This is a genomic window from Paenibacillus camerounensis, from assembly GCF_000723885.1.
GTDB lineage: Bacteria > Bacillota > Bacilli > Paenibacillales > Paenibacillaceae > Paenibacillus_AQ > Paenibacillus_AQ camerounensis.
In genome coordinates this window covers 20,817-41,735 of sequence record NZ_CCDG010000011.1, presented here as the reverse complement: position 1 = coordinate 41,735, position 20,919 = coordinate 20,817, and the positions used below count along the sequence as shown (strand labels likewise).

General features: G+C 54.5%; 18 protein-coding genes. 5 read left to right on the top strand and 13 right to left on the bottom strand.

Annotated elements, in window-relative coordinates:
• Positions 1-47 precede the first annotated feature (47 nt).
• Positions 48-863 (top strand): DUF6492 family protein, encoded by an 816-nt coding sequence (locus BN3772_RS04455; protein ID WP_042197107.1) that lies wholly within the window; start codon positions 48-50, stop codon positions 861-863.
• 13 nt (positions 864-876) lie between these two features.
• Positions 877-2,202, top strand: coding sequence for a sugar phosphate nucleotidyltransferase (locus BN3772_RS04450; RefSeq protein ID WP_042197104.1), 1,326 nt, complete (start codon positions 877-879; stop codon positions 2,200-2,202).
• A 51-nt stretch (positions 2,203-2,253) separates the two neighbouring features.
• Here the strand turns inward: BN3772_RS04450 and BN3772_RS04445 are convergent, their stop codons facing one another.
• Both BN3772_RS04445 and BN3772_RS30850 read right to left on the bottom strand, forming a co-directional pair.
• On the bottom strand, positions 2,254-4,245 hold the full coding sequence (locus tag BN3772_RS04445) for a Na+/H+ antiporter (RefSeq protein WP_042197102.1): 1,992 nt from the start codon (positions 4,243-4,245) through the stop codon (positions 2,254-2,256).
• 261 nt (positions 4,246-4,506) lie between these two features.
• Positions 4,507-4,677 carry a hypothetical protein gene (locus BN3772_RS30850; RefSeq protein ID WP_167336649.1) on the bottom strand — a complete coding sequence of 57 codons (171 nt, stop codon included), beginning with the start codon at positions 4,675-4,677 and terminating at the stop codon, positions 4,507-4,509.
• Positions 4,678-4,963: 286 nt separating this feature from the next.
• Here BN3772_RS30850 and BN3772_RS04440 point away from each other — a divergent pair, with 286 nt between their 5' ends.
• Entirely contained in the window at positions 4,964-5,818 is an 855-nt protein-coding gene (locus tag BN3772_RS04440; RefSeq protein WP_042197100.1) for a P-loop NTPase family protein, read from the top strand.
• A gap of 340 nt (positions 5,819-6,158) precedes the next feature.
• Here the strand turns inward: BN3772_RS04440 and BN3772_RS04435 are convergent, their stop codons facing one another.
• From BN3772_RS04435 to BN3772_RS04405, 7 genes are all read right to left on the bottom strand, one after another.
• Entirely contained in the window at positions 6,159-6,917 is a 759-nt protein-coding gene (locus BN3772_RS04435; protein ID WP_042197098.1) for an amino acid ABC transporter ATP-binding protein, read from the bottom strand.
• Entirely contained in the window at positions 6,910-7,650 is a 741-nt protein-coding gene (locus tag BN3772_RS04430; protein WP_042197097.1) for an amino acid ABC transporter permease, read from the bottom strand. The genes BN3772_RS04435 and BN3772_RS04430 overlap by 8 nt, the downstream gene beginning before the upstream one ends.
• 12 nt (positions 7,651-7,662) lie before the next feature.
• A complete protein-coding gene (locus BN3772_RS04425; protein WP_209443618.1) occupies positions 7,663-8,538 on the bottom strand; it encodes a transporter substrate-binding domain-containing protein in 876 nt (291 codons plus the stop codon).
• A gap of 24 nt (positions 8,539-8,562) precedes the next feature.
• Positions 8,563-9,567 (bottom strand): glutathione S-transferase C-terminal domain-containing protein, encoded by a 1,005-nt coding sequence (locus tag BN3772_RS04420; RefSeq protein ID WP_042197093.1) that lies wholly within the window; start codon positions 9,565-9,567, stop codon positions 8,563-8,565.
• Positions 9,568-9,644: 77 nt separating this feature from the next.
• Positions 9,645-10,634, bottom strand: coding sequence for a glutathione S-transferase family protein (locus tag BN3772_RS04415; RefSeq protein ID WP_042197091.1), 990 nt, complete (start codon positions 10,632-10,634; stop codon positions 9,645-9,647).
• A gap of 16 nt (positions 10,635-10,650) precedes the next feature.
• Positions 10,651-11,088, bottom strand: coding sequence for a GNAT family N-acetyltransferase (locus tag BN3772_RS04410; protein WP_042197083.1), 438 nt, complete (start codon positions 11,086-11,088; stop codon positions 10,651-10,653).
• 14 nt (positions 11,089-11,102) lie between these two features.
• Positions 11,103-11,930 (bottom strand): glutathione S-transferase family protein, encoded by an 828-nt coding sequence (locus BN3772_RS04405; protein WP_341872563.1) that lies wholly within the window; start codon positions 11,928-11,930, stop codon positions 11,103-11,105.
• A 433-nt stretch (positions 11,931-12,363) separates the two neighbouring features.
• On the opposite strand from BN3772_RS04405, the gene BN3772_RS04400 reads away from it, so the two are divergent.
• Complete coding sequence (locus tag BN3772_RS04400) at positions 12,364-13,233, top strand: helix-turn-helix domain-containing protein (protein WP_042197082.1); 870 nt, start codon at positions 12,364-12,366, stop codon at positions 13,231-13,233.
• 66 nt (positions 13,234-13,299) lie between these two features.
• Here BN3772_RS04400 and BN3772_RS04395 read toward each other — a convergent pair whose 3' ends face one another.
• The 4 genes from BN3772_RS04395 to BN3772_RS04380 are packed head-to-tail and all read right to left on the bottom strand — an operon-like array spanning position 13,300 to position 19,406.
• Positions 13,300-15,195 carry a DUF2264 domain-containing protein gene (locus BN3772_RS04395; RefSeq protein ID WP_052380388.1) on the bottom strand — a complete coding sequence of 632 codons (1,896 nt, stop codon included), beginning with the start codon at positions 15,193-15,195 and terminating at the stop codon, positions 13,300-13,302.
• 18 nt (positions 15,196-15,213) lie between these two features.
• The gene (locus tag BN3772_RS04390) at positions 15,214-16,350 is read right to left on the bottom strand and encodes a glycoside hydrolase family 88 protein (RefSeq protein WP_042197079.1); all 1,137 of its coding nucleotides are present in this window, start codon (positions 16,348-16,350) and stop codon (positions 15,214-15,216) included.
• Between the two features lie 38 nt (positions 16,351-16,388).
• Positions 16,389-18,203 carry a heparinase II/III family protein gene (locus BN3772_RS04385; protein ID WP_042197077.1) on the bottom strand — a complete coding sequence of 605 codons (1,815 nt, stop codon included), beginning with the start codon at positions 18,201-18,203 and terminating at the stop codon, positions 16,389-16,391.
• A 57-nt stretch (positions 18,204-18,260) separates the two neighbouring features.
• On the bottom strand, positions 18,261-19,406 hold the full coding sequence (locus BN3772_RS04380; RefSeq protein WP_425280416.1) for a DUF2264 domain-containing protein: 1,146 nt from the start codon (positions 19,404-19,406) through the stop codon (positions 18,261-18,263).
• Positions 19,407-19,530: 124 nt separating this feature from the next.
• On the opposite strand from BN3772_RS04380, the gene BN3772_RS04375 reads away from it, so the two are divergent.
• Positions 19,531-20,379 carry a helix-turn-helix transcriptional regulator gene (locus BN3772_RS04375; protein ID WP_052380377.1) on the top strand — a complete coding sequence of 283 codons (849 nt, stop codon included), beginning with the start codon at positions 19,531-19,533 and terminating at the stop codon, positions 20,377-20,379.
• Positions 20,380-20,919 lie beyond the last annotated feature (540 nt).

Sequence of the window (20,919 nt, the reverse complement as noted above, 5' to 3'; positions counted from 1 at the left end):
CTTAGTGCAGACGCTAACGTGTCAATTCACACACGGAGATGAATCCCATGTCAGCACCTTCAGCAGGCAGCGCGGTAAGCGGGCCCCCTATCGACGTCCTGATCCCGGCTATTGAAAAGGATCTGGCGACCCTCCCTTTTGTAATTGACAGCCTGCGCCGCTATGTCCGCCATCCGATCAGTCATATCTACATCGTCTCACCGGCCGGCAGCAGAATCAAAGCATTGTGTGCACGCAAAAATTGTATTTTTGTCGATGAAACCACTGTGCTGCCGTTCACCAAACGAGACATCCCATACTCCTCCCCACGCTGGAACCGGTCCGGCTGGCTGTACCAGCAGCTGCTGAAAATGAATGGAGACCGCATCTGCCGCGAGGCCTTTTTTCTGGTCATTGACGCCGATACCGTGCTGATCCGCCCCCACCGCTTCCGCACAGGAGGCCGAACCGTCTTTTATTGCCGGGACTGGAGCCAGCCGGAATATTTCCGTACGTACCGGAAGCTGCTCGGGAGCACCGCCCCTTCCCCCAGGTCTTTTGTGACCCATTACATGCTGTTTGAAAAACAGAAGCTGGCCGCTTTAAAACATGGCATTGAAGCACGGCACGGCCTGCCCTGGCATGCAGCCATCATTCGCAGCATCAATAAGAAAAAGCAATTTGGCTTCTCCGAGTATGAGACGTATGCCAACTATGTATACAGCCACAGCCGCGCTTCGGTGCTGCTGAGAAGCGCCAACAATAAATCCCTGCACAGTCCGGCAGCCAGCCTGAATGAGAAACAGATCCGCAAGCTGGCCCGCACCTACCGTTCTCTGTCTTTCCATCAGCGTAAGGGCTATTCCATGCCCGGCCGGCACTAAGGAGGTCTAACGTATGCAACATACCATTCTGCTCTGCGGCGGCTCCGGGCAGCGGCTGTGGCCGCTCTCCGGGGAGATCCGGTCCAAAATGTTTCTTAATCTGCTCCCTGCACCGGACGGAGGCACAGAATCTATGCTCAGCCGGGTATGCCGCCAGCTCACGGAGGCAGGACTGGGCGGGTCTGCCCTGTTCGTGGCCCATAAGGATCAGCAGGCTCTTGTCCGGCGCTACACCGGCAGCACCTATCCGGTCATCGGGGAGCCCTATAAACGAGGCACTTTTACGGCAGCCGCACTCGGAGTGCTCCATTTATGTTCGACAGGAAAAGCACAGCCGGAGGACACGGTATGCGTGGCTCCGGCTGATATGTTTGCGGACGATGATTTCTTCCAGTTATTCCACCGGTTTGCCGGCGTGCTGACAGCTTCCGGCGCCGAGCTTGCTTTACTTGGGACAAGGCCCGCCTATCCGTCTGACCAGTACGGTTATATTGTCCCCGGGACAGGCGGTTCCGCAGGCTGCGACCCGGTGCTTTCTTTTGCAGAAAAGCCCGGCAGCAGCCGGGCGGAAGAGCTGATCCGTAAGCAGGCTCTCTGGAACTGCGGAGTATTTGCTTTCCGGGTAAGCTTCATGCTGTCCAAGCTGGCGCAGATGGGCCTGCCGGCTGAGCACGATGCTTTTGCCGGCCTGTATTCCGGCCTGCCGGTACGCAGCTTCGACAAGGAGATTGCCGAACGCAGCAGCCGGGCTGTAGTCCTGCGGCATGAGGGAGCATGGAGCGATCTCGGAAGCTGGGCTGCCCTGACGTCGGAGCTGGAACGGATGGTTACCGGACATGGCGGCATATGGGGAGAATCGCAGAATTCTGTAATCGTCAATGCATTAGACATTCCGCTGCATGTGATTGGCGTACCCGGCATTATCGCCGCTGCAAGTCCGGAAGGCATTCTGATTGCCGGCATCCATGAGGCTAATGCAATTAAAACGGTTTTGCAGGAGCATTCAGCAGCACCCAGATACGGGGAGACCGGCTGGGGCAGCTACACCGTACTTGATGAGGCATCCAGCGGTGCGGACCGGATACTGACAGTTAAGCTGTGTATCCTGCCGGATCACGGGCTGGCTGAAGCTGCCGGTCAACATTCCGGTAAGCACTGGAGAATTATCTCCGGGCATGGCTTGCTCCAGCAAAGCGGAATGCTTATGGCGGTAACAGCAGGTGATTTCATTGCATTCGGCCGCGATGAGCAGCATGGAATCAGAGCTGCAGCCGCTATGGAAATTATCGAGATCCGGACGCTTGGTGAAGCTGACAGCGGTCCGGTCTATACCTCCTGATGACGGCCGCCGGGCTGTCCATCCTGTGACGGGAACCGGCAGGCTCCGCCGTTATACTGCCTCTTCGCGCAGATCATGCTCCATGAACAGAATGTCCCGCTTCATTTCCTTCATACCCTGGCGGGATATTCTGCCGCTCTCGAACATCGCCTGAAGGCTATCGCGCTCCAGCTGAATACCAATCCGCGCAAGCTCCCGGATCGATTCGTCATAATCTTCCCGGCTGCCGGAATAGGCTTCGCCCCGCGTCAGCCGCAGCAGCATCCGTTCATACTGGAGGATGAACGAGCTGACCGTCTCGATATCCGGCCCGTCCTCCAGCAACGGGCCTTTCAGCTGCTCAAGCACATAGGTAATGTTGCGGATTCTCAGCCGGCTGAGCTCGGCGCGTCTTTCGCGTCTGCTGAGCCGTGCCTGCTGCAGAATACCGACCACCTCATCCCAATGCTTGACCGGGAACAGCTCCCGTTTATAGCGGGCATCGCGCGTATGCATGAACAGCAGGCGGTTAATCCGGTTCAAATATCTGTAACCGGTATAAGGGTCAACCTCCTTGCGCTCAAGCACCTGCAGTGTGTTCTCCCGCTCCCATTTCATCACCTGCAGGCCCAGGGAGCGCTGCACTTCATCCTTTCGGTCACTCTTGCGGAGCATACGGATTCTTGAAGTATACGTATTGATAATCTGGACGGAGGCCAGCCGGTTCTGCTCCGTGGACAGATCATTCAGACCGGCGACCACACTTCGCAGAATCTCTATTTTAGCCTGTGTCTCCTCTTCCTCCTGCGCCGCCGCTGCCTCTGCCCCGAGAAGCAGCGGCAGCAGGTAATTGGAGGCAAGCAATGTCCACAGGATAACGCCGGATGCCAGGAAAATGATCAGATCCCTGGACGGAAAGGCCGTGCCGTCATCCAGAAAAAACGGCAGTGACAATGTACTCGCGAGTGTAATGGTGCCCCGTACACCGGAGAGTGCGAGAATCAGTGCAGTTCTGAATCTGCTTGCACGCGGGCTGTGCCCTGCTCCTCCGTCTCCGGGCACCTTCATCAGCAGCACCCAGATCAGCCGAAGGCCGAGTACAGCTAGTGTAAGAAGCAGCGTATACAGAATCACCCTCACATTGCCGATTTCCGGGCTGTTCCATATGGTCTGAATAATCTCCGGCAACTGTGTACCGAGCAGCAGGAAGACCAGGCCGTTCAGCACAAAGATGATAACGGACCAGGTGCTTTTGGAAACTACACGCAGCTTGGCGACTTCGGGATTCATTTTTTTATAATTAAAGGAATGGGCAATCCCGGCGGCAACTACAGCCAGGATACCGTTGACCCCCAGCTCCTCTGCCGCCAGAAAGATCAGAAAAGGTGTCAGAATCTCAATCAGCATATGGAGGGTAACATTCTCCATTCCCAGCCTGCGCAGCCATTTGACTACACCGTATTTGATCAGCGTGAGCAGCAGTCCGAGCACCACGCCGCCGAGTGAAATGGCAAGAAAGCTTAGCCCGGCGGACCGGAATGAGAACATTCCCGTAACCATCGCGGCAGCCGCAAACTGGAAGGAGACCAGACCCGATGCATCATTAATCAGCGATTCCCCCTCCAGAAGCTGCATTGTACGGTGGGGAATCTTGACCTTCTGCTCCAGCGCCCCTACCGCAACTGCATCCGTCGGCGCCAAAGCCGCCGCCAGGGCAAAGGCTGCAGCCAGCGGGATAACCGGCAGCAGCCAGTTCACGAAGTAACCGACAATGCCGACCGTTACAAAGACAAGCCCAAGCGCCAGCAGAAGAATCGGCTTCCGCAGACTCCAGAGCGCCTCCTTATCGGCATGCCGGCCGTCATTGAACAGCAGCGGAGCAATGAACAGCAGCAGGAACAGCTCCGGATTCAGCGTTAATTCGAAATGCAGGGGCAGCAGCGTAATCGCCACCCCCAGCGCAATCTGGATAATCGGCACAGAGACCGACGGTATAAACCGGTTCACCAGATTAGATACGGCAAGCGCCGCCAGCATCAGCAATATGTATTCAAACAATTCCAAAAGCTCTCTACCTCCGTCTTTTTAGTCAAGCTTAGTGTAAACAAACAATGCAAACAGAATGTAAACAGGCTGTATATTTTTTATCGGCATTGCTGCAGCCAGATTAAGTGGTTGTATTGGGTTTTAGCAGAATTCTCCAGACAAATAACCCCTCTCCAGTCCTTGTCGTTAGACCAGAACTGAACAGGAGTTATTATAAGGGGCTGCCTCCGGTTCCTTAGCAGCCTTGGGACAGCCAGTCACGCACAGCTCAAAACACAGTTACAGCGGCTGCGTTGGCGGAACCTCCGGCGGGACAGCTGGCGGGATTTCCGGATGTTCACGGGGAACCACCTCTGGCGGAATATCGGCCGGCTTCGGCTCCGGTATCCGCTCCGGGTCAACCTCGGGAACAATCTGCGGGGGAAGCTCGGGCGGCAGATCCTTATTCATGGCTTCACACCTCCTTCTTTCCTGATACACCCTTAATACCCGGCACGGCTTTTTTCAAACGGTATCCGGCAGGAGCAGCAGCACTATTGAATTGGCGGTTGTCTCCGGCTCTGCCAGATGATAAGCTGAAACGCAGAGCTGTATGCAAAGGAGCCTCCGACTGATCATGTGGATTACTCTGTAACGATTAACATTGCCTATGCCTGCCCGAAAACAGTATTTATACTGTTCTATTCGGCTTGCCCGCATCTAATCCTACACTTAATCCGAATGGAGGAATCTGAGTATGACATCCAAATTAATTCTAATTGAAGGCCTGCCCGGCTCAGGCAAAACAACAACCGCTGCACTGGTTCAGGAGCTGCTGACAGAAAAGAAGATCAGTGCCCGGCTATTTCTCGAAGGAAATCTGGATCACCCTGCTGATTATGACGGGGTTTCCTGTTTTGAGGAGCATGAATTTGCAGAGCTGCAGAGCAGCTTTTATAAGTATAAAGATTTCTTGAATGATCATATCATCCGCCGGGATGGGCGCTGCTTTCTGGAATACCGCAAGCTCCAACAAAAGGCTGGGACAGAGTTCCCGGATGAGCTGCTGAAGGCTGTTGTCCAAAAAGATATTTATGAGATTCCGCTCGATGACAATAGAAAGCTCATTACAGACAAGTGGAGGAAATTCGCTGCAGAAGCTGCGGATGGACAGGACACCTATATTTTTGACTGCTGCTTCATCCAGAATCCCGTAACGGTGGGAATGATTAAATATGGTGCTGACAGGCAGACTGTCACCAGCTACGTAACTGAGATCGCTGCCATTATAGAGCCGCTTCACCCGCTGCTGATCTACGTTACACAGAATGATATTGACCGCTCCTTTAACAAGGCTGTCCGGGAACGCCCGATTGAATGGTCACAGGGATTCTTTGAGTATTATACAAACCAGGGTTACGGTGCGCAGCACCAGTATTCGGGTATAGAAGGAACGCTCCAGGTACTGAAAGCACGCCAACAGCTGGAAGCTGAAATTTACAGCAGCCTGACCATCGCCAAGCATAAGGCGGATAATTCGGCTTTTGACAATGAAGGTCATAAACAGAGGATTTCGGAGATTCTGAACGTATGCTTTAACACGACTCATTAGCCTGACTAATCCGGCAAAAGCACTGGAATGGTATGATAAGGAGAAGAAAAACGAGCTGGAGGATATTCTGGCTGAGAAGCAGAAGCAGCTTGATGGCCTTCCTGGCGGATAAATAACCGATCTTTCCTAAACCTTAAACACAGAGGTATGTTAAAAACCACAAGACAGCGGCCGGTTACAACCGCCGGGCTGTCTTGTGGTTTTTACTTGTAGCTGAAAGGTCAGATAAACCCCATTCCGGCCAGCTTGGAGATCCGGTCAGGATGGTACAGCGCAAGCCCCGTCTTCATCCTTCGGAACCCCAGCTCCGGTAGGTGTACGTCATTGCAGTCCCTCTTTATCAAATGGTGAATTCCGGTTCCTGATCACGGTAATAGTTAGCCAGAAACTGCCGGGTCCGCTCTGATTTCGGATGCGAAAATACTTCCTCCGGCGTTCCGTCCTCCACTATCACCCCTTGATCCAGAAACAGTACCCGGGTAGCTACCTTGCGGACAAAGCTCATTTCGTGGGAGACCAGCAGCATTGTATTGCCTTCCTCCGCCGCCTTCCGGATCGTATCCAGCACCTCACCGACAAGCTCGGGATCCAGCGCCGAGGTCGGTTCATCGAACAGCAGAATCTTCGGCTGCATAGCGAGCGCCCTTGCAATACCGACACGCTGCTGCTGCCCGCCGGACAGCTGTTTGGGATAATGATGCATCCGGTCCGCCAGGCCAACGCTCGCCAGGTGCAGTTCAGCCGTCCTCCGCGCTTCCTCCTTCGGAATTTTGCGGACAACAAGCAGCCCCTCCATCACATTCTCCAGTGCCGTCTTCTGCCGGAACAGATTGAATTGCTGGAAGACCATCGCCGTACTTTTCCGCAGCGCCAGAATATCCGGCTTGCTTTTTTTGGCGAAATCGACCTGCAGCTTATCCACTCTGATCGTTCCCTCATCCGGCACCTCCAGCAGATTGACGGACCGCAGCAGCGTAGATTTTCCAGCACCGGAAGAGCCGATTATAGCGACTACATCCCCTTTTTGAATGCTAAGATCGATATGATCCAGAACCTTATGCTGATGAAAAGACTTCGTTAACCCGCGGATCTCAATCAAGGATCACATCCCCCTTACGTTTGCGGAGGCTTTTAAAATCAATATCCAGCCGCTTCTCAAGCAGTGCTATCGCCTGCTCAATAATAATCGTCAAGCCCCAGTAGATCAGGGCCAGCGAGCAATAGGATTCGAAGAACCGCAGGTTATTCCCGGCCAGTATCCTCGACTGTGCAGTAATTTCCACCACAGAGCAGACAAAGGCGAGCGAGGTTCCCTTCATCAGGCCGATCAAGGCATTGCCGAGCATAGGAAGGGCCACGATAAAGGCCTCAGGCAGAATAATCCGTCTTAGCACCTGCGGGTACGTCATGCCCAGTGAATGTGCCGCTTCAATCTGTCCTTTGTCCACAGACTGCAGGGCAGCCCGGATAAATTCAGAGCTGTAGGCCGCCTCATTCAGTGAGAGGGCAAGCAGCACATAGAAAATCGAGGGAATGGAATTCACGTTATAGCCGGTCTCATGATAATAATTGTAGTATTTCAGAATCAGCGGAATCCCGGCGTAGGACAGATACAGCTGGACCAGAATCGGCGTTCCCCGGATAAAAGAAATGAACACTGCGCTCAGCTGGTACAGGACGGGAATTTTTTTCATCTTAATCAGTGCCAGCAGCAGCCCCAGAAGGAGCCCCGCCAGCATGGAAACGGCCGTAAGCTGAAGGGTAACCGGCAGATAGACCAGCAGCTTCGGTATGAGGGTAAAGACCAGCTCAACATCAAAGATATTTGGCATGGCGCTGTCCCGTTATTGCACTTCAGGGGCAAAATCGCCGTTCAGATACTCTTCACTAAGCTTCGAAACCGTACCGTCCTCAATCAGCGCCCTGATCCGTCCGTTAACATCCTGCAATAGCTGGTCACTGTTCCCGCCCTTGCTGAGAATAAGGTAGCTGTAAGGAACCCCGATCCGGTCAGTATCCTCCTGGGAGAGCGGAATCGCCTTCAGCTTCAGTCCGAATTCATTAATGTAGAGCTGCAGCATCGCCGCATCAATTAGGTTGAAGTCACTCACACCACTCTCTACATTCTGCAGAGTCACAGCCATTTCAGCATCAGTGTACTTCAAATTAACCGGCGTCTTGGCGGTTGATTTGTTATAGTTCTCCAGGGCAACGGTATAGTTCACACTCGGGCTGACCTCGGTTGTTTTCCCTTCCAGATCGGCAAAGGACTTGATGTCCTCCCGGTCCTGCGCAACGGCAATCACGAACTGGTTCTTGAAAATCGGATCGGAGTAATTATACTTCTCCCTTCTCTCCGCATTGCTGGCAAAGTTATTCGCGCCGATCTGATAACGGTCGGAGTCCAGGCCTGCGAAGATGGACGGAAATTCGGTTTTTTCCAGCTTCACTTCATATTGCGGCAGTCCTTCAAAAATCGCTTTGACAATCTGAATATCATATCCGTCAAGCTCATTCTTGTCATTCACATAGGAGAACGGTTTAGGTGCGCCGCCTGTCGCAATATTAACTGTAATTTTCTCGTTGTTTGCCGAAGATTTGTCCGCAGCTGCCCCTGAATTGGCCGCCGCCCCGGAATTTGTGTTATTTCCGCAGGCCACAATTGCTGCCAGCAGCACTGCCGCCGTAATCCCTAGTCCAAGCTTTCTCCATGTCTTCATCTGTATAATCCCCCTAATGATCTGTTATTTTAGTTTGAATTTCTGCTCCGGGTCACTGCTGAGCTCCTGTCTGGTATGCGGCTGCGACCACAGGCCTTCATAATCGATCTGATCCCAGAAGCGTGTATTGTAATCTATGAAAATCACTGATTTATCGCCGTTTGCTTTTGCCAAGTCCCGCAGATAGGTATTGTTCTTGAACGCCGGGATTGCGTACAGGTCACGCGCATACCCCCAGATGTTCTTGAAGTCGACTATGCGGCCTCTCAGCGGACCGAGATTCTTGAAGTAGTAGGTATCAAACCGGGCCAGTGTGACGAACAGACGCACATCAGAGTCAGTGACATAATCGCCGAATAAAAACCGGTTGTCCGCCAGACGTTCCTCTATCTGATCCAGCGCGGCATACAAATGCTCAAAAGCATCGTTGTACGCTTCAATGGACTGGGCGAACATCGCCTTATAGACTCCATTGTTCACATTGTCGAACAGATAATCATTGTACTTATCGATGTCCGCTCTCTGCTCCTCCGGATACAAATCCGGTGCATCCGCCTTATGGAACGGGGCGAATTCCTTCTCCAGATAGTTGGTCAGCCAGACATAGTCGTTATTGACAACTTTGCCGGTTGTAACATCGATTACCGCAGGCACCGTCGGTCTGCCTTTATACTCCGGGTCGGCTTTGGCATAGAGTTCACTCAGGAACTGCACGCCCAGCACCGGGTCCTTCTGGCCTTCGTCATACACGAACTCCCAGCCCAGATTCTGCTCATGCTTGCCGCGGCCCACCAGATTGATGCTGATCGCATCCTCTAGACCAAGCAGCTCTCTGACAATGGAGGCCCGGTTCGACCAGTGGCAGCCCTTGGCCCAGATCAGGCGGTAACGCCCAGCTTCCACAGGAAGCTTGCCTTCCCCTTCGCCGAAGGGGGTGGTGAAATGATTCTTTTGCCGCACAAAGTAGCCCTGCCCATTAATCTCATGCTCGGTCTCCTTGGGACGGACACGCACGTGGTTAGTAGTCATTGAATATTCCTCCTTGGTATGGATTGAACTAGTAAAGCTATTTCCGGCTTAGACGTGACTACAATAAGTTTTCTAGTTCAATCTAGGGTTTGTTTAGCAAACCTGTCTCTGTTATGCGGCTGATTCCAGACCGACACGTCCGGGCCTTTGGCCAGCAGCTGATTCGGATTGTCGGCATGATTGCCGAGCTGGTAGCCTCTTTTAATAGAGTCAAAGTCTGTTGTATCCCCGAAGCCGGGGGTTTGATAGAGGTCCTTTGCATAGTTCCAGATGTTCGGAAAATCTATGATCCGGTTACGGTTCGTGCGGAAGACGGAATAATAGGCAGCATCGAAACGCACCAGAGTAACGTAGAAACGGACATCCGAATCAGTGATGGAGTCGCCGAAAAGGAAACGCTGACCCGCGAGTCTCTCCTCCAGCTGATCCAGTCTGGCAAACAACACATCATAGGCCTGCTCGTAGGCTGCCTGGGAATGGGCAAATCCGGCCTTATAGACCCCGTTGTTGACCTCATGGAACAGGATGTCATTGAACTCGTCGATTCTTGCGCGCAGCTCCTCCGGATAAAGATCAGGCGCACCCTCTTTATGAAAAGGCTTGAAGGCTGTTTCAAGATAGTTCGTCAGCCGGAAATAGTCGTTGTTCACAACCTTTCCCGTAGTTACATCAGCCACCGTCGGTACTGTTGCCCGCCCGTTGTAGTGCGGATCGGTCGCTGCGTAGATCTCCGGCAGATAACGGATGCCCAGCACAGGATCAACTCCGCCCTCGTCGAGCGAGAATTCCCAGCCGTTCTCCGTACGGACGGGACTGGCAGTCCCCAGACTAATCACGTTCTGCAGGCCCAGCAGCTCACGGACAATGACTGCACGGTGCGCCCAGGGGCAGATTTCGGCCCATAACAGGCGGTATCGTCCCGCTTCGACAGGCAGCTCACCCGGCTGATCGCCAAAGGGGGTAGCAAAACGGTTTTTTTGACGGTTAAACGCTCCTTCTTTGGTAATCTCATGGGCATCTTCATGGTTTACAACCCGGGTGTTCAGGACGGTTTTTTCTTGCGGCATAGGTTCCTACCTCTTTTCAGTGAAGTATTTTTTCAGTATAGACAACCGGGATAGATGAGGCTCTCAGCTTGATATCCGGCCTTGCCGTGTATCCCAGACTTTCATAGAAGCCCACTGCCTTCTGCTGGCTCGTAATCACAATTTTGTGTATACCCAGCTCGCTGATCCAGCTCTCCGCCGCTTCAATAAGAATCCGGCCGTAGCCCTTCTGCTGGTATTCAGGAATGACACCGACTCTCTCAATTTTGGCGTAATCCGCATGGGTCAGATTGATGCGCGCCGTGGCAACCGCCGTCTCATTCTCCTCCAGTAACAGATAGTGATACTGCACGCCGTACGTTTCATCAAACTCCAAATGCCTGGGTATCCCTTGCCCCTGCACAAAGGTCTTATTCCTGACCTCATAGACACCGGCTAATTGCCAGACTGTATCTACTCTGTATATTGCCGTCATCCCGTTCCTTCCTTTCAGCTATGGCGTCCATGGGGAGTATTCCACCGGCTCAGGTCCGGCCCTTTGGGCAAGATCCGGTAAGGGTTGGACCCTTCAGCCGCTATCAGTATAGATAAATGATAATGCTGCTTAATCGCTGTAAAATCCGTTGTATCTCCAAGGCCCGGAGTCTGATACAAATCTCTGGCATATGCCCATAGATGGTTGTAATCAGCCAGCCGCTGCCGGTTCGCACGGAAGGCGGTGTAATAGGCAATATCAAAACGGGCCAGCGTGGTATACAGCCGGACATCCGCATCTGTCAGCTGGTCCCCGAACAGATAACGCCCTCTGGACAGACGTTCCTCTAGTTCATCCAGCCGTGCGAATAAGGTATGATAGGCTGCTTCGTAGGCTTCCTGTGAGCGGGCAAAGCCGGCTTTATAGACGCCATTATTCACATCGTCAAAAATCTTCCCGTTCAGCTCATCAATCTCCGCACGCAAATGCAGCGGATAGAGATCCGGTGCACCCTGCTTATGCAGCGGAGCCCAGGCCGTCTCCAGATCATTGGTCAGCTTAAAATAATCGTTATGTACTACCTTGCCGGTTGCCGTCTCCACAATTGCCGGCACTGTGGGACGCCCGCGGTAATCCGGGTCAGCCGCATGGTAGGCTTCACTCAGATAATGGATGCCCAGAACCGGGTCCCTGCTGTCCTCATCCAGCGTGAAGGCCCAGTCCGGGTGTGGAAGATCCGGCCGGAGCGGATCTGCAGTACCCAGGCTGATCGCCTCTTCGAGGCCCAGCAGACGCCGCACGATCACTGCGCGGTGCGCCCACGGGCAGGCTGCCGACCAGATCAGCCGGTACCGGCCGGGTTCTACCGGAAGCTCACCGGGACGATCACCGAAGGAAGCGGAGAAACGGTTAGCCTATCTTACAAAGGAACCACCCGCAGCAATTTCTGCCGGTGTCTCTGTTGTCTTGTTCATCTGGAATACCCTCCTTTTAAATGTGCCCGCCCGTGGGGAGCGGTAAAATCCTCTTCCTCAGGCCCCAGCGGATAAATCCCGTGCGGATTGGCTGCAATCCCTTAATATATCCGACCAAGCCCATCGGTTTATTTGATTATAGATTGATAAGGAGTCCACTTATAGTAAAAATCGGAACCTCCGTTCACATTTTCGTTACTTGACTTGAGCGCCGCTACTCGTTTTAATGTGAATATCTCTTTTAATACTTATTATTCATATTGGCTAAATAGGTTTTGAGAGAAAAGGAGGTTTCTTTTATATGCTTTTGCCAACAAGGCCATCCATCCTCTACCGTCCCTTCCAGCCAGCCTTTGTAAAGACGCTCCGGTCCTATTCCGAATATCTGCCCTCCTTAACCGATCCCTTCGGCGGCGGCATTCAATTCTACGGCTTCTATATGGATGACTTAAACGTCAATCAGATGTTTGTCATTCCCGAGGGCTGCATGAGCCTCGTAATTTGCTGCTATCCGGACGCCCCGTCAGCCAATATTTGCGGTACCTTGTTCAAGGGCAGACAGGGATTTTTTGTCCGTTCAGAGTGCGAGTACTTTGTTATCCGGTTTCTGCCGGGCTATGCAGAGCATTTCTTCCGCTACCCTGTTGGTGAATTCAGTGAACTGGAAATCCCCGTCGGGGATGTCATTCCCAATGCAGCAGAGTTGCTGGAACGGGTGGCCCTAAGGAAGACCTTTCATGAGCGGGTAAGGGCCTTTGAGGGCTTCTATCAAACCTACATAGGGCCTCAGCTGGAAATTCCGCGCCTGATCGCCTATCTGACTGATCAGATTATCTGCAGCCGCGGCACCTTGCATGTTAATGACCTGTCGAAGGATACCGGGTACTCCAGCCGTTATTTGATCAAGGCTTTTGAGCGGTATATCGGAGCCTCCCCGAAGCTGTTCAGCCGCATTATCCGCTTTCAGCATGTACTGGAGCTGCTGGAGCTGAAGGATTATAAGCAAACGCTGGAGCAGATCTTTGAACTGGGCTATTTCGATCAGAATCATTTCATAAAAGAGTTCAAGGAGTTCAGCCTGACCACACCCAAAAAGTATGTGATCAAGGGGACGACCGGACCCGCCGGTCTGACGGCTGCCTCCCTCAATACTCTGTCTAAACATTTGTAGCGGCAAAAAGGGCTGTCCCGCGCCATGTTATGGCGCGGGACAGCCCTTTTACCAGAAATATAAAGCTTAGTCCATACGGATAAGCATGTTGTGGCTATCGGCCGTGAGTACCGTGATGGTCTGCTGCTCAATGACTACATTAAGGCTGGACTCCGGCTGCTGCTCCAGAATAGCGGCTGCCTGGCGGCTCCAGCTATCCATAAATGGATTGGCTTGCGGATCACCATAGACCGCCGACACCAGCCAATGCACCCCCGGCTCAAGCGATGCCGTCAAGGTAGGCAGCACGGTGCGCGGCCTGAGCAGGTTCGTGTTCGCATTCGGCATAATCAGCTCTGCCTTACCTGTGGGACCGGCATATCCGAGCAGTCCTTTAATCGCTGTAGCTCCCCAGTCCGTGCATGCAGCTGCGCCTGCGGGGCTGATAAACTGCCCGCGCTGTGCCTCCTGGCCAAGGGAAAAGCCGCCTTCCGCAATGTCCAGCGCCCGTCCCGCTGCTATCCGGTGTACCCGGATATGCCACGGGAGTCCGGCGACAATCCAGGTGCTGACTTCCACATCAGACCACGGCTTCCATACGCAGTGAAGCACATTGTCCGTGATTTCTGATTTCAGGTTCCGCCTTCTGACCCGGTACAGGTTATCCCCGCTCTCACTGAGGGCAAGCATGCAATCAAAGGCTCCCTGGGACAATCCCCACTCCGCACGGGGCACACTGAAGCCGAAGCCGGTCGAGTACACGAATTTCTCGTACTTAGCCGAGGTATGGGTATGTTCATTCGTATACAAATGCCCGCTGTTGAAGCCGGCCACATGTCCCGCCTTACGCACCATAACCAGATGCGCCGGCTGCTGGACTGACACTGCCGGAAGCTCCGGCAGCATCAGCTCATCTTCCTTCCAGAACGGGTGCTCCTCGCCCAGCGCCAGCGGCAGGAAGGTCTTCAGCGCCCAATACGGTGATCCGGGCGCATTGTAATTCTCCGCCATCACCAGATTCGGATAGGTGTAGCCGATTGTCAGCACGCCATCCCGGTCAAAAATCTCCTGGCTGAACCACCAGCGCAGATTGCGCAGCACCAGCCCCTTAACCACCCCGGCGGGGTAGCCTCCTTCTACATCTGCATAGGCATATGCGCTCCAGAAGGCCGATTGGGCAAAACGGTACGCCAGACTGCGGCCGTATGGCAGCGCGGAGCCGTCCGGGGCGAACCAGCTGATAAACTGGGGTGCGAACAGCTCTGCTCTTTTCTTGAACAGCGCTGAACGCTCCGGGTCCTCCTGCTCCATCAGCTTCGCATAGAGCAGCCCGTAATAATGGATCGCAAACGGCACATAGTAATCGCTGTGCCCGTTGACCCCGTCGCTGTACCAGCCTTCTCCCAGATAGAATGCGTCCATCCGCTGCAGGTTCGTCTCCAGCTGCTCTCTGTCATAGGCAAGCCCGAGCTTTTTGAAGCCTGCGTTGACCAGCACATTGAAGAACAGCCAGTTGCAGTCATAGCAGGGATGGGCGTTGATCTGATTGAGCCAGCTATACAGGTTATCCTGCTCCTGCGCAGCAAGCGGCGTCCAGATCTGCTCCGGTACCGCAGCCAGAGCGAAGCCGAAGACCGCCATCTCTACCAGCCGCTGGTCGTAATCAGCCACATCGCCCCAATATTCGTCATGTGCAGGATCGGTGCCATGCCGGATGCCATCCAGCACGGTATCCAGAAGCGGGCTGCTTCCGCCGCCCATCAGGAGCGGCACCAGCCCCCACAATACACGGGAAAAGCCTTCCATCTCCGCTACGGCTGACGGATAGCTGGCTCCTGTCTTCCCGGCCCTGAGGCGTGCTCCGCCCGGACTATACAAGGGCTGCAGCGGAGCGGTAAGCTGCTCAAGCGCCTGTACCAGATCCTGACGGGTGATAAGCGGATTGTCCTGTATTGCAGCGGAAGCCGCGGGTCTGTGTTCCATTGTCATCCTGATTCTCCCCTATTCCCAGTAGAAGGGTCCGGCTTCCTTCACCCGGGCCAGTGCCTCTACGTAGAAGAAGTCACCGTAAATGAGCGGGACATCGATGTTCCCGTTTTCCGGGTAGTTGCCTGTGCCGTGCAGCAGCAGCCCCTGCTCCTCCGGATTGTCCCAGGTGCCGTAGTTGCTGTAAAGCGACTCCAGTATTTTCAGGGCGGCACTCCGGTACACATGTGATTCCGCAGCCGTGACCTGACCGGCCAGCAGCAGCATCCCGCTCGCTGCACATGAACCGGCAGAGGTATCGCGGAGGTCTCCGACTACGCCCGCAGCGCGGAAGTCCCAATGCGGAACATGATCCTCCGGCAGCCGGGTGATGAAGAAATTCGCCACCTGCTGGGCTGCGTTCAGATAACGCTCATAGCCGGTGTGATGATAAGCCAGCGACAGGCCGTAGATCGCCCACGCTGTGCCGCGCGACCAGGCCGATTCCGGTGCATAGCCCTGGCCGCCGCGTTTTTCGGCAACCTCGCCGGTGTGCGGATTGAAGTCGACAATATGATAGACCGAGCCGTCCGGCCGGATAAAATGCTCAAGCACTGTATCCATATGCGCTTCCGCGATATGTCTGTAGCGCGGATCACCGGTCGTCTCGGATGCCCAGAACAGCAGGCTCATGTTCATGCAGCAGTCGATAATGGCAACCCCGCTGTTGTCTTCCCCTTCACGCCACGGATTCCAGGCCCGGATATAGCGGCCCTTCAGATTGAAGCGTGCCGCCAGGTAATTAGCCGCCTTCAAAGCCCGGGTACGCGAGACCTCAGAACCAGTCAGCTTGAAGTTCGCAATACTGGTCAATATCCACATGAAGCCCAGATCATGATCCAGCTTGACATAGCCGTCAAGCACCTCATCCAGCCGCTGCTCACATTCCACGGCAACCGCCTTGAGGCTCTCGTCTCCGCTCCCGGCATAGAGCTGCCAGAGCATGCCCGGCCAGAAGCCGGCTGTCCACCAGTGGGGTGCCGCCAGATCGTATTTACCGCCGTGGCTCGCATGAGGAAATTCAGAGCCGATGCTCCGGCTGTTGATTACGGTCTTCTCAAGTGCTTTGGTCCAGGCTGCTTCCACCCATGCAGGCTGTGCTGTCATATTCATCCTAAATTCCCGCCTTCGCTTGTATGATTGTGTTTCTTCTATATAAATTGAAAGGTAAAAGCATAGCTGCCTTCGCTGCCGGGCCGGACAGCCTGAAAGTCCAGACTGTGCCATACCTGCTTCTGCCCGAAATGACCATGGTTCATATGCTCATTAATCTGCAGTTCAACTGCTGCCGGATCATAGGTCACCTGTACTCCGCCGCCGTCTTGCCCCGGCAGCAGCACCGCACCAGGAGATAACACCTCCGGCTGTCTCCATGTAATAAAGCGTTCTGTCCAGCTCTCCGGGACCCCCGCATAGCGGTAGTTGTCAATCAGCTCCAAACGCGGCAGTTCTTCCTTGTGCCAGACTAGGGTGCGGGTGAGTGACTGCAAATCTTCAGCCTCATACGCGGCTGTCAGTTCAAGCGTCAGCTCATCCGCAGCCCCGTCCGTTGCCGCGTGCACTACAGCGGCACTGAACTCCCGGCCGGCCTGCTGATACCGGCCGTTAATAACCGGCACCGAATGACCCTGGGAGCCGTTGCAGTCATATTCGTAACGGCCGTCGCCGAAGTAGCCGGCCGTATATTCCCCGCTGCCCAGATCGGCAGCGTACACCTTACCGCGGCCGGTCAGAATGAACTGGCCCAGGTCATTGTGGTTATGCGGCTCGTCGTTATGGCCGCCTTTGGCCGCAAAACCAAAGGTACCGGCCGGCGAGACATGCCGCGACAGCAGCCAGGCGGCATCGGGAAGGTAGGCGCTGGCCGCCGGCCAGTCCTTCTGCCCCGTGCCGGGCTGCTTCCAGATCAGATTGCGCAGCGCCGGTGCGAACCGGCTGCAATGATCCTCGGTATACGGAGCCCGCAGCTCCGCCGGAGGGCATTCAACATCTCCGGGATATACGCCGGCGAGGTAATGGGACAATCCCATGTGTACACGCACCCGGGGCAGTGAATCGGAAAAGTTGGCGGTAAGGCTGCCGTCAATGAAGCACTGCTGCTGGAAGCGGGCGATCCGCTGCACCTTGGGTACCTTGAACCAGTCAAGGTCCCCTGCGCTGCGGCAACGGAGCAGATCACTGTAGTAAGTGAAATAGCCGAACCCGTAATTCCAATAGCCCAGCCCCTCAAGACAAGCACCGTCATCCCCGAAGCCTTCCAGATAACAGTGCATGCTGCTTTCTGTCTTCTGCAGAATCTCCGCCAGAACCTGCGGATCTTCTACAGATAGCAGCGCGGCGGCACCGATGGAGCCGGCACAGACCGCTGCCCAGTTGTGCCGGGCCGTCTCCCATTCATAGGGTCCCTGCTCCATGAAAGGCCGGAACAGCCGGTCTTCCGTCTCCTGCCTGATCCGCAGCCGGAGCTGCAGCGGAAGCCGTTCCCCCAGTAATTGCGAAATTTCACTCAGCGTAAAGCCGGTCTCGGCTGAGAAGAGGTCAATATAGCGGTTAATCTCCGCAGCTTCATGCCCTCCGGGAACGTGCGCCGGCAGGCACCAGGTGTATTCGCCGCATACCGCCAGGAGCATTTCCTCCGCATATTGCAGATGCTGTGCATTGTCAGGCTCCAGCAGTGCCAGGAATACATAAGTGTTAAGCCTTCTTCTCCGTTCAAAATACACCCGCTCATATTCAAGGCGTGAGCCGGTGCGTGCAAACACAGAGAACAGCTCAGGGGTCAGCTCCGGAATGGGCTGGCTTCCCAGCCGCTCCCCTTCTGCACGGATTTCTGCAATGTCCTGCTCAAGATGACCGGCAGATGCTGCAGTTCTCCAGAACGTTTCCTGGCTGCTTCCGGGATAATAACAGTCCAGATCTGCAGGCTTGAACTGAATTACTCTTTCAAAAAGCTCCTGCTTGCTCATGTGCTCCTCCTCCATCAGACGGTAAAGCTGTGTCTAAACCATTGTCTGCTACCGGCATTATTTACCGATTGCCTGATCCCTCATTACATTTTCGCCGTCAGCAATCTTCGCCGAGGTCCATTTCATGTCTTCCTCCGCCCAGAAGGGATCGGAGGGCAGTAGGCCGAGCGGCAGAAATACAGAGGCACATAAGTAGAGACTGCCTGTATTAATGTAGCTTTCGGCAAGATCCGGCTGATAGCCGTAGACTCCCGGCCGCAGCCAGCCTTCCCCGTCCAAATTTCCCGGGAAATCCATCGTCCGTCTGATAACAGCTGTCAGGGCGCAGCGTACCTGCTGCGGAGGCAGCGCATCCTCCAGAAAATGCTGCAGCGCAGCCTGCGACAGCAGCTGAAAAGCGCCGAAGCGGTACACAATCGACCGCCCGGTGAACGGATAGGTTCCGTCCGGGGCAATCATCTTTTCCAGCACGGTGGCATACCTCCGGGCCCGCTCCATAATAACTGGCTTCAGCGCCGCATACTGCGCAGAGTCCTGCTCAAACACCGTAACTATATCCGCCAGCATCGGCTGAATGACAAAGCTGTTATAGTAATCCCAGTGGAAATCCTTGCCGTCCCCGTAGACGCCATCTCCCTTGTACCAGTCCATGAACATGTGCATGGCATAGCCTACACGCATCCGGTCGTATTCCGGCTCGCCCAGAATGTAGAGGGCCGCTTCCACCATGGCGCTGAACAGAATCCAGTTGCTGCCGCTGGGCGCGGTGCGCCGGGTTTCTTTTAACGCGGTAATTACATTAGCCTTGACCCGGCCGTCCAAACAACCCGCGAGCTGCTTCGGCGCCCGTACCAGCGCATGGGCCAGAAAAGCGGCGTCCACCAGCGGCTGGCCTTCAGTCTTAAAGTTCATATAATCCGGGGAAGCCGGGTCGGTACCGGCATCTATCGCTTCCAGCATCAGACCAGCATAGCGGGCTCTAAGCTGCTCCTCTTCACCCTCCAGCCCCTCTAGCTCCAGCCATGGAGCCATTCCGCAGGCCAGCCGGGCAAAAGCCTCCAAATGGGCAAACTGACTCCGGTCAGCGTGAAATTCCGTAGGAAGCTCTTCTTTTAAACGTCTGCGGCTCAAGGCATCCAGTACCGGATGTCCGATCTGCAGTAAAGTATCCAACCAATATTTACGCTGCTCCATAGTATTCATGTAAGCGCTCTTCCTTTCATTTGCACAATCTCTCTTTATAGTTTACTGTTGAGTTATTGCAATGTCTTTGCGATTAATAAGGTTTTATTGCGTTTATTGTGATGAATCGGAAGGGGCCGCAGGAATGAAGCATTCCGAGTACTATCAGCCGTTTCAGGGGGATATTCTGGCCGGAATCGGCAATTCGCCGGTCTCTCCGACCCGTGATTTTCATATCCATGATCATTATGAAATCTTCCTGTTTCTGGGCGGCAGGGTGAACGGATTCGTAGAGCAATACAGCTATCCGCTACAGCGCGGGGATGTGCTGATTTTTAATAACCATGAAATTCACAAAATCATCAATCAGACCCAAGAGCCGTATGAACGGCTAACCATTCATTTCCGGGCCCCGCAGATCTATCCCTTCTGCACGGCAACAACTAATCTGCTCGCCTGCTTCCAGAACCGCCAGCCCGGTGAGCACAATCTTGCGCATATGGAGGAGCCGCTGCTGAGCGAGTATCTGGAGCTGTCCATGCGCCTGATTGAAACGGTGGAGCAGCCAAAATACGGCAGCGAGGTGCTTGCCCTGACTTATCTGATCCAGATTCTGGTGCTTGTAAGTGAGCTGTACACCCGTACCCGCTCTGATGTAACCAGCGTTATTTCACCGCATATTCAGGCGGCCATGAGCTACATTGACGGCCATCTGCAGCTGAACCTCACACTTGAGCAGATTGCCGGCGAGCTGGGTCTTGATAAATATTATCTCAGCCATATGTTCAAGCAGCAGACCGGGGGAACCCTCTACCGCTACGTCCTGCTCAAAAAAATCACCTTAGCCAAGCAGCTCCTGTCCGCCGGCACCTCTGTCTCCGACACCTGTTATCTGACCGGCTTCAACGATTATGCCAACTTTATCCGCACCTTCAAAAACATCACCGGCATCCCGCCGGGCAAATACGGCAAGCTGGCGGAGCAGGCCGACTAAAGTACAGGGTGCTGGCCGTCGGCGGTCAGTGCCCGGCGGTCGGCGGTCAGTGCCCGGTGCTCGACGGTATGCTCAGTGCTCGACGGTTGGCGGTATGCTCGGTGCCCGGCGGTCGACGGTCGATACTCGGTGCTCGGTGCTTGATGCCCGGCGGTCAGTGCTCGGTGCTCGACGGTTGGCGGTATGCTCGGTGCCCGGTGCTCGACGGTCGATGCTCGGTGCTCGACGGTTGGCGGTATGCTCGGTGCCCGGTGCTCGACGGTCGATGCTCGGTGCTCGACGGTTGGTGGTATGCTCGGTGCCCGGTGCTCGACGGTCGGTGCTCGGTGCCCGGCGTTTGCCCGAACTATGACCAATATGCTCTTAGCTAAATGGAATTTCTCCACCTATCTCTCGGCAAAACGCCTCTCACAACGTATTAGCGGGAAAAACTCCACTTAAAATGCGCGATATTCCCTCCCGATGCCTCATTCACACCAAGTAAGCGGATTCATTCCAACTAATCATAGTCATCGCCTAAAAAACACGGAATTAGCTGGA

What these genes read in the sequence shown, in the direction of transcription:
- BN3772_RS04440 (WP_042197100.1), top strand. Translation starts at nt 4,964, where the DNA reads ATGACATCCAAATTAATTCTAATTGAAGGCCTGCCCGGCTCAGGCAAA.
- BN3772_RS04390 (WP_042197079.1), bottom strand. Translation starts at nt 16,350, where the DNA reads ATGAATATGACAGCACAGCCTGCATGGGTGGAAGCAGCCTGGACCAAA.
- BN3772_RS04425 (WP_209443618.1), bottom strand. Translation starts at nt 8,538, where the DNA reads ATGAAGACATGGAGAAAGCTTGGACTAGGGATTACGGCGGCAGTGCTG.
- BN3772_RS04400 (WP_042197082.1), top strand. Translation starts at nt 12,364, where the DNA reads ATGCTTTTGCCAACAAGGCCATCCATCCTCTACCGTCCCTTCCAGCCA.
- BN3772_RS04385 (WP_042197077.1), bottom strand. Translation starts at nt 18,203, where the DNA reads ATGAGCAAGCAGGAGCTTTTTGAAAGAGTAATTCAGTTCAAGCCTGCA.
- BN3772_RS30850 (WP_167336649.1), bottom strand. Translation starts at nt 4,677, where the DNA reads ATGAATAAGGATCTGCCGCCCGAGCTTCCCCCGCAGATTGTTCCCGAG.
- BN3772_RS04450 (WP_042197104.1), top strand. Translation starts at nt 877, where the DNA reads ATGCAACATACCATTCTGCTCTGCGGCGGCTCCGGGCAGCGGCTGTGG.
- BN3772_RS04430 (WP_042197097.1), bottom strand. Translation starts at nt 7,650, where the DNA reads ATGCCAAATATCTTTGATGTTGAGCTGGTCTTTACCCTCATACCGAAG.
- BN3772_RS04415 (WP_042197091.1), bottom strand. Translation starts at nt 10,634, where the DNA reads ATGCCGCAAGAAAAAACCGTCCTGAACACCCGGGTTGTAAACCATGAA.
- BN3772_RS04420 (WP_042197093.1), bottom strand. Translation starts at nt 9,567, where the DNA reads ATGACTACTAACCACGTGCGTGTCCGTCCCAAGGAGACCGAGCATGAG.
- BN3772_RS04380 (WP_425280416.1), bottom strand. Translation starts at nt 19,406, where the DNA reads ATGAATACTATGGAGCAGCGTAAATATTGGTTGGATACTTTACTGCAG.
- BN3772_RS04395 (WP_052380388.1), bottom strand. Translation starts at nt 15,195, where the DNA reads ATGGAACACAGACCCGCGGCTTCCGCTGCAATACAGGACAATCCGCTT.
- BN3772_RS04455 (WP_042197107.1), top strand. Translation starts at nt 48, where the DNA reads ATGTCAGCACCTTCAGCAGGCAGCGCGGTAAGCGGGCCCCCTATCGAC.
- BN3772_RS04375 (WP_052380377.1), top strand. Translation starts at nt 19,531, where the DNA reads ATGAAGCATTCCGAGTACTATCAGCCGTTTCAGGGGGATATTCTGGCC.
- BN3772_RS04410 (WP_042197083.1), bottom strand. Translation starts at nt 11,088, where the DNA reads ATGACGGCAATATACAGAGTAGATACAGTCTGGCAATTAGCCGGTGTC.